Annotated in this window: 12 protein-coding genes; 5 read left to right on the plus strand and 7 right to left on the minus strand. The window is 59.7% G+C overall.

Translation table 11 applies throughout. The annotated features are described in order from the left end of the window. Positions 1-2: 2 nt before the first annotated feature. Genes NOM67_RS06825 through cyoA form a run of 4 tightly spaced genes read right to left on the minus strand, consistent with a single transcriptional unit; the run spans position 3 to position 3,974 of the window. Positions 3-332, minus strand: coding sequence for a cytochrome o ubiquinol oxidase subunit IV (locus NOM67_RS06825; RefSeq protein ID WP_182925771.1), 330 nt, complete (start codon positions 330-332; stop codon positions 3-5). Next, complete coding sequence (locus NOM67_RS06830; RefSeq protein WP_255934977.1) at positions 333-947, minus strand: cytochrome o ubiquinol oxidase subunit III; 615 nt, start codon at positions 945-947, stop codon at positions 333-335. It abuts the gene before it with no gap. 4 nt (positions 948-951) lie between these two features. Then, the gene (gene cyoB, locus NOM67_RS06835) at positions 952-2,928 is read right to left on the minus strand and encodes a cytochrome o ubiquinol oxidase subunit I (protein WP_033114295.1); all 1,977 of its coding nucleotides are present in this window, start codon (positions 2,926-2,928) and stop codon (positions 952-954) included. 2 nt (positions 2,929-2,930) lie between these two features. After that, positions 2,931-3,974 (minus strand): cytochrome o ubiquinol oxidase subunit II, encoded by a 1,044-nt coding sequence (gene cyoA / locus NOM67_RS06840; protein WP_255934982.1) that lies wholly within the window; start codon positions 3,972-3,974, stop codon positions 2,931-2,933. 613 nt (positions 3,975-4,587) lie between these two features. Between cyoA and NOM67_RS06845 the strand changes: the two genes are divergently transcribed. Beyond that, positions 4,588-6,513: an FAD/NAD(P)-binding protein gene (locus tag NOM67_RS06845; RefSeq protein ID WP_208735952.1), complete on the plus strand. Its 1,926-nt coding sequence runs from the start codon at positions 4,588-4,590 to the stop codon at positions 6,511-6,513. Then, positions 6,510-7,715 carry a c-type cytochrome gene (locus tag NOM67_RS06850; RefSeq protein ID WP_255934984.1) on the plus strand — a complete coding sequence of 402 codons (1,206 nt, stop codon included), beginning with the start codon at positions 6,510-6,512 and terminating at the stop codon, positions 7,713-7,715. The genes NOM67_RS06845 and NOM67_RS06850 overlap by 4 nt, the downstream gene beginning before the upstream one ends. A gap of 87 nt (positions 7,716-7,802) precedes the next feature. Here the strand turns inward: NOM67_RS06850 and NOM67_RS06855 are convergent, their stop codons facing one another. The 3 genes from NOM67_RS06855 to NOM67_RS06865 all read right to left on the minus strand — a co-directional run bounded on the left by NOM67_RS06855 (position 7,803) and on the right by NOM67_RS06865 (position 9,734). Next, complete coding sequence (locus tag NOM67_RS06855; RefSeq protein ID WP_033114291.1) at positions 7,803-8,132, minus strand: DUF3634 family protein; 330 nt, start codon at positions 8,130-8,132, stop codon at positions 7,803-7,805. A gap of 126 nt (positions 8,133-8,258) precedes the next feature. Continuing rightward, on the minus strand, positions 8,259-9,242 hold the full coding sequence (locus tag NOM67_RS06860) for a nucleoside hydrolase (protein WP_255934986.1): 984 nt from the start codon (positions 9,240-9,242) through the stop codon (positions 8,259-8,261). Positions 9,243-9,440: 198 nt separating this feature from the next. Then, positions 9,441-9,734: a hypothetical protein gene (locus NOM67_RS06865; protein WP_019446630.1), complete on the minus strand. Its 294-nt coding sequence runs from the start codon at positions 9,732-9,734 to the stop codon at positions 9,441-9,443. Between the two features lie 212 nt (positions 9,735-9,946). On the opposite strand from NOM67_RS06865, the gene NOM67_RS06870 reads away from it, so the two are divergent. Genes NOM67_RS06870 through NOM67_RS06880 form a run of 3 tightly spaced genes read left to right on the plus strand, consistent with a single transcriptional unit; the run spans position 9,947 to position 12,493 of the window. Beyond that, complete coding sequence (locus NOM67_RS06870; RefSeq protein WP_255934989.1) at positions 9,947-11,392, plus strand: coniferyl aldehyde dehydrogenase; 1,446 nt, start codon at positions 9,947-9,949, stop codon at positions 11,390-11,392. Positions 11,393-11,403: 11 nt separating this feature from the next. Continuing rightward, entirely contained in the window at positions 11,404-11,994 is a 591-nt protein-coding gene (locus NOM67_RS06875; RefSeq protein ID WP_255934990.1) for a TetR/AcrR family transcriptional regulator, read from the plus strand. Beyond that, positions 11,975-12,493, plus strand: a complete 519-nt coding sequence (locus NOM67_RS06880; RefSeq protein ID WP_124240945.1) for a hypothetical protein — start codon at positions 11,975-11,977, stop codon at positions 12,491-12,493. Before NOM67_RS06875 ends, NOM67_RS06880 begins: the two co-directional genes overlap by 20 nt. The last annotated feature ends 13 nt before the right edge of the window (positions 12,494-12,506 follow it).

Raw genomic sequence — 12,506 nt, forward strand, 5'->3', positions numbered from 1 at the left:
GCTCAGTGGACCATCATGTTGATGTTGAGGTTGTACATGATCCACAGGGAGCCCACGATCACGATGGCGATGATGAGCACGGTAAAGACCAGTGCCACCAGATTCCAGCGCTCCTCGGACGAGGTGTTCATGTGCAGGAAGTAGACCAGATGGACGAAGATCTGCACCACCGCCATGCCGACCACGGTAGCCAGCACGGTTCCGTGGGAGGCGGAGCCATCCATCACCATCCAGAACGGGATCGCGGTCAGAATGACTGACAGCACGAAGCCGGTCATATAGCTCTTGGCGCTGCCGTGGCTGGCGCCGTGATTGTCAACGGAATGACTCATTTACATTGCCCCCATCAGATAGACCACGGTAAAGACGCAGATCCACACCACGTCGAGGAAGTGCCAGAACAGGCTCAGGCACATCAGGCGGGAGCGGTTGCGATCGGTCAGCCCCTTCTTGGCCACCAACACCATCATCACGATGATCCAGATAAGGCCGCTGGTCACGTGGATACCGTGGGTACCGACCAGAGTGAAGAAAGCGGAGAGGAAAGCGCTGCGATCCGGGCCGTAGCCCTCGGCGATCAGGTGATGGAATTCGTAGATCTCCATCGCGATAAAGCCGGCACCCAGCACGAAGGTCACCAACAACCAGCCGTTGACGGCGGATAGCTGGTTCTTGTTCATCGCCAGCATGGCAAAACCGAAGGTGATGCTGCTTAAGAGCAGCAACATGGTTTCGCCAAACACGAACGGCAGCTCGAAGATATCCTTGCCGCTCGGGCCGCCGGCGGTGCCGTTGACCAGGACTGCATAGGTTGCAAACAGGCATGCAAACAGGATGCAGTCACTCATCAGGTAGATCCAGAAACCGAATACCTTGTTGGCACCGGCATCGTGGTGCCCATGGTCATGGGCACCGTCGTGAGTGTTATGTAGAACGTCGGTCGCCATTGCTTCACGCCACCTTGTTGATATTTTCAAAATGCTGACGTTCGATCCGCTCGATCTCGTCAACCTGCACGTAGTAATCCACGTCGTCGTTGAAGCTGTGGATGATCCAGCTCGCAATCATGCCGATGAAGCCGGCGATGGCCATCCACCAGATGTGCCAGACCATGGCAAAACCAAACACGGTGGCAAAGCCTGCGATGATGACCCCTGCCCCGGTGTTCTTGGGCATATGGATCGGGTCGTAGTGCTCGGGCTGCTGATAGGCAGAACCGTCCTGCTTGGCATCCCAGAAGGCATCCAGTCCCTTGATCTTCGGCTCGATGGCGAAGTTGTAGAAGGGCGGCGGGGAAGAGGTTGCCCACTCCAGGGTGCGGCCACCCCAGGGGTCACCGGTCAGATCGCGGTTCTGCTCGCGGTCGCGGATGCTGACCACCAGCTGGATCACCTGACACAGCACACCCACGGCAATCAGCGCGGCACCACAGGCAGCCACTACCAGCCAGCCATGGAACTGGGGATCCAGATGCTGGCTGACGCGACGGGTCATGCCCATGAAGCCCAGCACGTAGAGCGGCATGAAGGCAACGAAGAAGCCGACAATCCAGAACCAGAAGGCGCGCTTGCCCCAGACATCGTTGAGCTTGAAGCCGAACGCTTTCGGGAACCAGTAGGTGATACCGGCGAAGCAGCCAAACACCACGCCGCCGATGATGACGTTGTGGAAGTGGGCGATCAGAAACAGGCTGTTGTGCAGTACGAAGTTGGCCGCCGGAACCGAGAGCAGTACCCCGGTCATGCCACCGATGCTGAAGGTGATGATGAAGCCGACGGTCCACAACATGGGCGAGGTGAACTCGATACGACCGCGGTACATGGTGAACAGCCAGTTGAAGATCTTCACCCCGGTCGGGATGGAGATGATCATGGTGGTGATGCCGAAGAAGGCATTCACGTTGGCGCCGGAACCCATGGTGAAGAAGTGGTGCAGCCAGACGATAAAGGAGAGCACGGTAATGGCGACGGTCGCCCACACCAGCGAGGTATAACCGAACAGCTTCTTCTTGCTGAAGGTGGCCACCACTTCGGAGAAGATCCCGAACACCGGCAGCACCAGAATGTACACCTCGGGGTGACCCCAGGCCCAGATCAGGTTGATGTACATCATCATGTTGCCACCCATGTCATTGGTAAAGAAATGGGTGCCGAGGTAACGGTCGGCGGTGAGCAGGGCCACCGTGACGGTCAGGATCGGGAAGGAGGCGATGATCAGGATGTTGGCGCACAGGGCCGTCCAGGTAAACACTGGCAGGCGCATCATGGTCATGCCCGGGGCGCGCATCTTGATGATGGTGGCGAAGAAGTTGACACCGGTCAGCAAAGTGCCCAGACCCGAGATCTGCAGACTCCAGATCCAGTAGTCGACCCCGACCCCCGGGCTGTACTCCAGCCCCGACAGCGGCGGATAGGCCAGCCAGCCGGTCTGGGCAAATTCACCAACCCCGAGGGAGATGTTGATCAGCACCACGGCGGCGGCGGTGAACCAGAAGCTCACGTTGTTGAGGAAGGGGAAGGCGACATCACGGGCGCCGATCTGCAGCGGCACCACAATGTTCATCAGACCGATCACCAGCGGCATCGCCACGAAGAAGATCATGATGACGCCGTGGGCAGTGAAGATCTGGTCGTAGTGATGCGGTGGCAGAATGCCATCGCTGCCGGCCGAAGCCATCACCTGCTGGGTCCGCATCATCACCGCATCGGCGAAGCCGCGCAGCAGCATGACCATGCCGAGGATGAGATACATGATCCCGAGGCGCTTGTGATCCACCGAGGTGAGCCACTCTTTCCACAGATATTGCCACTTGCCGAAATAGGTGATGAGACCGGCGATGGCCAGCCCCCCCAGGATGATTCCGGCCACCGTCACCATGATGATGGGTTCATGGTACGGAATGGCGTCGAGCGTTAATTTTCCAAACATCGTTATTCCTCGGATCCCGCTTTCACAGAGTTGTCATCCATTGCCATCTTCATATGGCCGGCATGATCCATGTGTTCGTCTTGCGCCATGTCGCCATGGTTCATCTGTGAGTGATCCATCCCCTGATGGGTCATGGCCTCCCCCTGCGCCATGGGCATCTCGTGGGTCATCCCCTGATGCTGGCCGTGCTTCATGTCCCCCATGAACTTGTTGATCAGAGTGACAAACAGTTTCGGATCGGCACTGGAGAAGTACTCCACCGGATGGAACTCGCTCGGTTTGGCCAGCGCATTGAACTGATCCATGGTGATCAGCTGTTTTGGCGACGCCTTCACCTTGGCAACCCAGGCATCAAAACCGGCCTGATCCGGAGTAGCGATGGCATTGAACTTCATGCCCGAGAAACCGGCACCGCTGTAGCTGCTGGAGATGCCGTCATATTGGCCCGGCTCGTTGGCGATGAGGTGCAGCTTGGTCTGCATGCCCGCCATCGCATATATCTGGCCGCCCAGACGCGGAATGAAGAAGGAGTTCATCACGGTATCGGAGGTGACCCGGAAATTGACCGGCGTATTGACCGGGAAGGCCAATTCATTAACCGATGCAATACCCAGTTCTGGATAGACAAACAACCACTTCCAGTCGAGGGAAATAACATCGACCTGAATCGGTTTCACCGTGGAATCCAGCGGTTTGTAAGGATCCAGTTCGTGAGATGTTTTCCAGGTAATAGTGGCAAGAATAACGATAATAATGACGGGAACGGTCCAGACAACCGCTTCAATCTTGTTGGAGTGAGACCAGTCAGGGGTATATTTGGCGTCGGTATTAGAAGCTCTGTATTTACGAGAAAATACCACGGCCATAATAATTACAGGGATCACCACGATTAACATCAGGCCAAGGGCCGTCAGTATCAGTGATTTCTGTTCCAGACCAATCTGCCCTTTGGGGCTCATCAGAGCCATGTCACAGCCAGTCAGCATGCCGGCGGCCGCGAGCAACAGCAAAGCACCCAAACCCCTCTTTAATGCAAAAGGTTTCATGCAGCGTCCTTTATCTTCGCAAGGCTAAAGTTGTAAAAAAAACGCATCATTCTGAACAAAACCTGACTATGTGAACAACATGAAAAATTAATCTCGATGTTGTGCCCAGGTTGGCGTTTGCATGTAACAGTTGTTAACCCATGACCAATAACCGGCTGCATAAAACAAGCTGTTCATTAATTCATCGCACCCTGCTTTTATTTCAATCAATCTTGAGTTCAAGAGACAAAACCAGCGGCAATTAACCTTGTACTATTCATGGTCAAATAACGGTTTTTTGGCTATCTGCATAAAATACATGCACTATTTCCGCACGGTTTTTGTGCCCTCTGGAAATATGAAAAACGAAAAGGAACTCAATCAAAACCATAATTAATCAAACTGAATTGAAATTAATTCCATGGATTCGACAAGGTTTTGTCTCATAAATATGCAAAGTGGAGACATCTCCCCCTGTTTTGGCCATTACAAGCTTCATCATTTTGTTTAATAAGTTATTATCAAAGCCATGGACTCTACCGGGATATGACGGTAGGTTGCGTCCCCTTGCTGCTTGCCAGCTACCATTTCAGCTCTGTGCTTTTTTTCAACGCTTCAAACAACAGGGATTGCCATGAGCATCACACGCAGAGATTTTCTCAATGGCGTCGCCATCACCATCGCAGCAGGCATCGCCCCCATCAACCTGCTCAAGGCTGCCGAAGGCGGCAGCGCGCTGGCTGACAAGACGCTGGTCTACCCGCCCGCCCTCACCGGCCTGCGCGGCAACCACCCGGGCTCTTTCGAACCGGCCCACAGCATCGCCCGCGATGGCAAACAGTATGACTTTGCCAATGTTCCCCTTGAGGGAGAGTACGATCTGGTGATCGTCGGCGCCGGCATCAGCGGTCTGGCCGCCGCCTGCTTCTATCAGCAACTGCTCGGCGCGGATAAAAAGATCCTGCTGCTCGACAACCACGATGACTTCGGCGGCCATGCCAAGCGCAACGAGTTCACTACTCCCGATGGCCTGCGTTTGGGTTACGGCGGCAGTGAATCCCTGCAATCACCGCGTTCGGTCTACAGCCCGGTAGCGCTCGGCCTGCTCAAGGCGCTGGAGGTCAACATCGACGAGCTGGCCGCCGGTTTCCAGCAGACTTTCTATCCGGATCTGGGGCTCAGCCGTGGCGTCTATTTCGATGAGAAGCACTTTGGCGTCAACAAGATAGTGAACGGGGATCCGGGCCATAACGTGGCGGATGACATCCCGCGCGATCGCCTGAACGGCCGTCCGCTGGCGGAGTTTATCGGTGACTTCCCGCTCGATGATGCCGACAAGGCCGCCCTGCTGGCCCTGCACGAGGAGAAGACCGACTACCTGAGCGGCATGACCCGCGAGCAGCAGGATGAGTGGATCACCCGCAACAGCTACACCACCTTCCTGCGCGACAAGGTGGGCCTGAGCGAACGTGCCATCACCTACTTCCAGCAACGTACCAACGATTTTCAGGCCGTCGGCATCGATGCCACCGCCTGCGCCGACGCCCGCCTCTGTGCCCTGCCCGGCTTTGGCGGCCTCAACCTGACTCCGCTCGATGCCGAGGAGCAGGCCGAGCTGGACGATCCCTACATCTTCCACTTCCCGGATGGCAACGCCGGCCTCACCCGCCTGATGGTGCGCAAACTCATCCCGCAGGTGGCGCCGGGTCACACCATGCAGGATGTGGTGCTGGCCAAATTTGACTACAGCAAGCTCGACCTGCCGGAGCACAAGGTGCAACTGCGCCTTGGCAGTACCGCTCTGCAGGCGAAAAACGTGCGCCTCGCCGATGGCAAGCTGGCGGTGGACGTCACCTATATCAAAGAAGGGAAACTGCACCGGGTGCGCGCCAAGCAGTCGATCATGGCTGGCTACAACATGATGATCCCCTACATGGTGCCCGAGATGCCGGAGCCCCAGAAGGAGGCGCTGCGCCAGAACGTCAAGGCGCCGCTGGTCTACACCAAGGTGGTGATCAAGAACTGGCAAGCCTTCGTCAAGCTCGGGGTGCACGAGGTCTACTCCCCGGCAGCCCCTTACAGCCGGGTCAAGCTCGACTATCCGGTCAGCATGGGTGGCTATGAGCATCCCAAGAGCCCGGATCAGCCGATGTGCCTGCACATGGTCTATGTGCCGACCCTGCCGGGCAGCGGCCTGTCGGCCCGCGAACAGTCCCGCAAGGGGCGCGCCATGATCCTCGGCATGCCGTTCGAGCAGCATGAACAGATGATCCGCGAACAGCTGCAGGGGATGCTGGGCAGCGCCGGTTTCAACCATGAGCAGGATATCCTCGCCATCACGGTCAACCGCTGGTCCCACGGCTACTCCTATGTCACCAATACCCTGTTTGATGACGAGGAGCAGTGCGAGAAGTGGATCGAGCTTGGTCGCAAGCCGGTCGGCAACATCACTATCGCCAACTCGGATTCGGGCTGGAGCCCCTACGCCCACGCCGCCATCGACGAGGCGTGGCGCGCCGTCAACGAGCTGGTCGCCATGACCAAGGGAGGTGCCCAATGAGCCGCGCCCTGTCACTGACTGCCAGCGCCCTGCTGCTGGCGCTGCCCGCCCTTGCCGCCCACGCGGCTCCCGCCATGTCGGCCGGTGAGTATGTGGCCAAGCTGGGCGATTGCGCCGCTTGTCACACCAGCGAGGCAAGCAAACCGCTGGCTGGCGGCAAAGGGTTCCCGACCCCCATCGGCACCGTGTTTGCCACCAACATAACCCCCGACAAGAGTCACGGCATCGGCAACTACAGCCTGCCTGAGTTCATCAAGGTGATGCGCGAAGGGGTGGCCCGCGATGGGCATCGCCTCTATCCGGCCATGCCCTACACTGCCTACGCCAAGATGAGCGACGAGGATCTCACCGCCCTCTACCACTACCTGATGCAGGATGTGCAGCCGCTGGCGATAGCCAACAAGGAGAGCGACATCCCCTGGCCGCTCAATATGCGCTGGCCGCTGATGGGGTGGAACTGGGTCTATCACGACGACAGTCGCTTCACCCCGGTCGCTGGCAAGAGCGAAGAGTGGAACCGCGGCGCCTATCTGGTACAGGGTGCCGGTCACTGCGGCAGCTGCCACACCCCGCGCGGCCTCGGCATGCAGGAGAAAGCGCTGACCGAGGCGGATCCCGTCTACCTGAGCGGTGCCGCCCTCGACGGCTGGTATGCCCCCGACATTCGCGGCAGCCGCTACGACAAGCAGGCGCTGATCGACCTGCTGAAAACCGGCCGCAGCCAGCATCAGGCGGTCGCAGGCCCGATGGCGGAAGTGATCACTCACAGCAGCCAGTATTTCAGCGACGCCGATCTGGCCAGCATTGCCACCTACCTCACCGACCTGAAAGCGGAGCCGGCGGTAGCGAAAGGTGCCCGCGCCTATGCCAGTGCCGGCGGCAAGGCGGACTACGCCATGTACTGTTCCACCTGCCACGGGGTCGATGGCAAGGGCAACGACCACGTCATCCCCTCGCTGGTGAACAACCGCACCGTGCTGGCGGACGATCCGGCGAGCCTGCTCAACGTGCTGCTGCATGGTGCCGAGACGCCCATCACCCGCGGTCATATCGGCTACCATATGCCGGGTTACGGCTGGACCATGGATGACGAGCGGATCGCCGAGCTGGTCAATACGTTGCGCGCCTCCTGGGGCAACGAGGGGCAAGCCATCAAGGCTGCTGCCGTCAAAGCCCAGCGCGAGCTGCACGGCAAGGAGTAAGGGAAAGCCGCTCTCGCTTGATCAAGCGCCATAAAAAAACGGGCCTCCACTGGAGGCCCGTTTGCTATCTGATGCACTCTGCTTGCATTACCCTTTGCGCGGCTTGGCGCCCGGGGCGGCGACGTGACGATAGTCGCCATAGGGGAAAATATTGCGAAAACGCTGGGCCACCGGCTCGGGGATGGAGCGGGAGAAGACCAGCTTGACCCCGTCACCATCGCGATGTCCCACAATGCGCCCACGCACTGTTTCGTGGCGCAGGATCTGCTTGGCATGCTCAATAAAGGCGGGCGATACCTTGCCCTGCTTGACCACCACCTTGCCGGGTGCAAGGCGGATCTCGAACAGGGCACCACGCCCCAGTTTCATTAACCACCAGATCAGGGCTATCGCCACTATCAAGGAAATCCAGGCCATCCCAATCCCTCCTAACGTCTTGATATCAGGCAGTATAAGCGCCTGTGCGCCGCGATTGTTTGGCGGGGATCACAGCCGCAACGCAACACGCGCCACCACGAATCACCGCCGGTCCGTCGGGGGCGTTTAACGGCGCTTGCCCCAGGCCACCAGCGTCTTGCGATAGAGGGCGAGCAGCGCCTCATCACGCACTGCCACTCCGACCTGCTGCGGGCGAAACTCGGCCCAGCCATCGTGGGAGTGGCGCTTGCCATCGAACTTTTGCAGGGTATGACCGATGGCCGGGCCACTGTTGATCACCCGCACCGGCCCCTCACGCAGGGTAAAGAGAGTCGGGTCAATGACATAGGCGATGGCAGACGGGTCGTGGACATGGCAGCCGGAGAGCCCCAGTTTCTCTGAGTAGAAACGCAGGTAGAAGCGGCTGACATCCCACAGGAATTGGCCCGGCTCGCCCGCCTCGTCGCGCAGCGCATCGAGATAGTCGCCGCTGAAAAAGCTCTGCTGGGTCACATCCAGCCCGATGATCACCACCGGCCAGTCGGCAGTAAAGACCCGGTCGGCAGCATCGGGATCATCGTGGATATTGGCCTCGGCATAGGGGGTGACGTTGCCGCGATGACCATTGATACCAAAAGCGCCCCCCATCACCACCACCTGTTTCACCAGTGAAACAATCTCGGGCGCCTGCTGCAGCGCCAGCGCCAGATTGGTCAGGGGCCCGATGGTGACGAGGGTGATCTCCCCCGGCGCCGCTTTGACCGCCTCGACAATGTACTGCCACGCGGGACGGGGATCGGGCGCAATAGTGACCTCTCCCACCTCCAGGTCACCAAAGCCGCTCGGGCCGTGAACTATGGTGGTGGGGCCGACCGGCTCACGCAGCAGCGGCGCCGCTGCGCCTTTGGCCACATCCGCTTTCATGCCGTACTTCTGCTTGAGCCAGAGGGCGTTGCGGGTGCCATTGGCGATGGTGGCGTTGCCAAAAACGGTGGTGATGGCGAGCAGCTCGATGGCGGGGTGGGCCTCGGCAAAGAGGATGGCCATGGCATCGTCGATGCCCGGATCGGTGTCGAGAATAATCTTGTGAGTCTGGATCTTGTCAGTCATATGACCTCCCTGCAGCGACAAAAGGGGGAGTCTACCGGGCTCGCCGCCCTTTATCCCGGCAGGGGATCACACCCTGAACCTTTGCCCGCCCTTTCTGGCATCACATCCACAATCCCCGATACAAAAAATGGCGCGGCCACTTGGGGCCGCGCCATGACGATTCATTATCTTATTGTGCAGTAACCAGGTTCCCGCCGCTCAGCGTTTACGATGCCAACGCGGCGAGGTGGACTTCTCTCCCCAGGGGGTCACACAGGGGAGCAGAGCCCCTTCAATCACCGCATCGCAGCTGGCCAGCGCCTCGGCAATCTTCTGATGCAGCACCCGCAACACCTTGCCTTCGTGCTCGGCCAGCGAGTGGCCGGCGGCAAAGAACTCCGGCTGATACTGCAGCGCCAGCTTCTGGGCAAATTCGTAGGTGTTGAAGCAATCCGGCATCCGCTCAACCACATCTTCAAGCCGGGTCAACAAGCTGTTCAATTCCCTGGTCATAGTGCTCCCTCCGTGCATGTGAATAGCCAAAAACTACCTCTTATTGGATAAGCAACCAACGAGCAAACCACAAAAGTGTGGGGAGGAACACAGTTCTCTCTTGCGTCCAGCCGCCGGTGACAGGGGCAGATGATGCCAGCTTTACACTTGCGCAACAAACGACTAGATTTAGACCGACCAATCAGTCGGTTATTTTTCAGACGGAGAAGATCATGGGAGTCGCACCGCATCAGCACAGTCCGGAGGATATCCTCGCCATCAAGCTGGCCCTGCCCGAGCAGCTGGAGCGGCTCAAACGGGCGAGTCGGGAACATCCCATGCCGACGCTGGCCGAGCGGCGAACCCAGCTGACCAAACTCAAGCGGGCGCTGCTGGCTCACAAGGAGCAGCTCTGCACGGCGCTGGCACAGGATTATGGCCAGCGCAGCCACTACGACAGCCAGATCGCCGACATTCTCCCCTGCATCATGCAGATCAACTACACCCAGAAGCGGCTCAAGCGCTGGATGCAGCCCCATCGTCGCCATGCCGGTCTGCTGCTCGCCCCCGCCAAAGTGGAGGTACACTTCCAGCCGCTCGGGGTGGTCGGCATCATAGTGCCGTGGAACTTTCCGGTGATGCTGAGCCTCGGCCCCCTCATCACCGCCATCGCGGCAGGGAACCGGGCGATGCTGAAACTCTCCGAGTTCACTCCCCATACCAACGCCGTGCTGCGAGCCCTGCTCACCACCACCTTCAATGAGGACGAGATCGCCGTTATCGAGGGGGATGCCCAGATGGCGGCCGCGTTCAGCTCGCTCCCCTTCGATCACCTGCTGTTCACCGGTTCCACCATGGTTGGCAAGCTGGTGATGGCCGCCGCCGCGCCCCAGCTCACCCCGCTCACCCTTGAGCTGGGTGGCAAGAGCCCTTGCCTCATCGCCCCCGACATGCCGGTTGAGACAGCCATCGAGCGGATGATCTTCGGCAAGAGCCTCAACGCCGGCCAAATCTGCGTTGCCCCCGACTATGTGCTGCTGCCCCGCAGCGAGGTGGAGAACTTTATCGCCGCCTATCGCAACCACTTTGCCAAGCTCTACCCTGCCGGGCTCGCCAGCCCCGACTACGGCGCCATCATCAACGATCGCCAGTATCAGCGGCTGGTCAGCTGGCTCGATGAGGCCAAACAGGCGGGAGCCCAGCTCCACCCCTGCGCCACTCCGGCGCGGGATGATCAGCGCCGCCTTCTGGCCCCGCATCTGCTGACCGGGGTGCCGGGCCACTGTCAGGTGATACAGCAGGAGATCTTCGGCCCGCTGCTGCCGCTTATCCCCTACGACACCCTGGAGGAGGCGCTCACCTATATCGCCGAACGTCCCCGCCCTCTTGCTCTCTACCTGATGAGCTTCGATCCCGAGCTGCAGGCGCGGGTGACCCGGGAAACCCACTCCGGCGGCATGGCCATCAACGAGAGCCTGTTCCAGGTGGCAGCCGATGATGTGCCGTTTGGCGGCATCGGCGCCTCCGGCATGGGCCACTACCACGGGCACGAGGGCTTTCTCACCTTCTCCAAGGCGAAAACCGTGCTGACCCGCGGCAAGTTCACCACCGGCTCCCTGATCCATCCGCCCTACAACAGCTGGATCCAGAAGCTGATGATGGCTTTCTTCCTGCGCTGACGGAGCCCGCCATGACCGACAAGCGCCGCCAAATTCTGGATGCTGCCCTCGCCCTCTGCGCCGAAGATGGTCTGCAGGGGGCAGCTACCGCCCGCATTGCCAAGGCGGCCGGGGTCGCCAACGGCACCCTGTTCCACCACTTTCCGAGCAAGGAGGCACTGATCCTCCAGCTCTATCAGGATGTGAAGACCCGGATGGGCGCTGCCATCTGCGAAGCCGATCCTGAGCTGGCACTGCGCGAGCAGATCCACCACTACTGGCAGCAGGCGATGAGCTGGATGCTGGTCCACCCCAATGAGCTCAAATTTGTGCTGGGTTTCTTTCACTCTCCCCTGCTGGCCCGCCCGGCCCGCAGCCAGATCTTGAATGACACTCTGCGCTTTCTGCCCGCTCTGCTGGTAAAGGGGCAGGCCAGCGGCGAGCTGATGCAGGCCCCCGCGCCGCTGTTGCTGGAGGTGTGTCAGGGGCAGTTCCTCGCCTGCGCATCACTGTTTGTCGATCAACCCGAGCTTGGGCAGGATGCCCACTGGCAAGCCAGTGCCTTTGCCCTCTTCTGGTCAGCCATCTCAGGAGCCAACCCCTATGACAACTCCGACCGTTGAATCTCTGGCCGCACTGGGCCGCCGCCTCTGGATCACCACTCTGCTCTGGGTGGTGGGCCGTACTCTCTGCCGCGCCGCCCGTATCGACGAGGCGGTGCGCCGTGAACTGGCCCCCTTGCCGGATGGCCTGGCCATTCGCCTTGAGGTGGGGGGGCTTGATTACGCCATGAACATGCATAAAGAAGGAGGGCGCTGGTATCCCGGTGCGCCGGCTGCACCCCATGCCACCATCCATCCGCTGCGGGTGCGCTTCAAGCACCCCAATATCGCGTTTCGCGCCTTGAGCTTTCGGCTCGGGGTCAATCAGGCGTTCAGTGAAAACCGGCTGCTGGTGGAGGGGGATCTGACCACCGCCATGCATCTGGTGCGGGGGCTTGAGCAGTTGCAGTCCCTGATCCTGCCCGCCTTTATCGCGCGGCCGCTGCTGCGCCACTATCCGGCCCAGCACAACAAGCTTGGCCGTGCCTGCAATATCTATCTGGGTCTGGTAACCGGCTGAGCGCAAGGAGCCT

Origin of the sequence: Aeromonas sp. SG16, assembly GCF_024436135.1 — a bacterium.
Classification (GTDB): Bacteria; Pseudomonadota; Gammaproteobacteria; order Enterobacterales; family Aeromonadaceae; genus Aeromonas; species Aeromonas jandaei.

Coding starts and splice junctions, on each gene's coding strand:
- NOM67_RS06830 (WP_255934977.1), bottom strand. CDS start 947: ATGGCGACCGACGTTCTACATAACACTCACGACGGTGCCCATGACCAT.
- NOM67_RS06880 (WP_124240945.1), top strand. CDS start 11,975: ATGACAACTCCGACCGTTGAATCTCTGGCCGCACTGGGCCGCCGCCTC.
- NOM67_RS06860 (WP_255934986.1), bottom strand. CDS start 9,242: ATGACTGACAAGATCCAGACTCACAAGATTATTCTCGACACCGATCCG.
- cyoA (WP_255934982.1), bottom strand. CDS start 3,974: ATGAAACCTTTTGCATTAAAGAGGGGTTTGGGTGCTTTGCTGTTGCTC.
- NOM67_RS06855 (WP_033114291.1), bottom strand. CDS start 8,132: ATGGCCTGGATTTCCTTGATAGTGGCGATAGCCCTGATCTGGTGGTTA.
- NOM67_RS06875 (WP_255934990.1), top strand. CDS start 11,404: ATGACCGACAAGCGCCGCCAAATTCTGGATGCTGCCCTCGCCCTCTGC.
- NOM67_RS06825 (WP_182925771.1), bottom strand. CDS start 332: ATGAGTCATTCCGTTGACAATCACGGCGCCAGCCACGGCAGCGCCAAG.
- NOM67_RS06845 (WP_208735952.1), top strand. CDS start 4,588: ATGAGCATCACACGCAGAGATTTTCTCAATGGCGTCGCCATCACCATC.
- cyoB (WP_033114295.1), bottom strand. CDS start 2,928: ATGTTTGGAAAATTAACGCTCGACGCCATTCCGTACCATGAACCCATC.
- NOM67_RS06870 (WP_255934989.1), top strand. CDS start 9,947: ATGGGAGTCGCACCGCATCAGCACAGTCCGGAGGATATCCTCGCCATC.
- NOM67_RS06865 (WP_019446630.1), bottom strand. CDS start 9,734: ATGACCAGGGAATTGAACAGCTTGTTGACCCGGCTTGAAGATGTGGTT.
- NOM67_RS06850 (WP_255934984.1), top strand. CDS start 6,510: ATGAGCCGCGCCCTGTCACTGACTGCCAGCGCCCTGCTGCTGGCGCTG.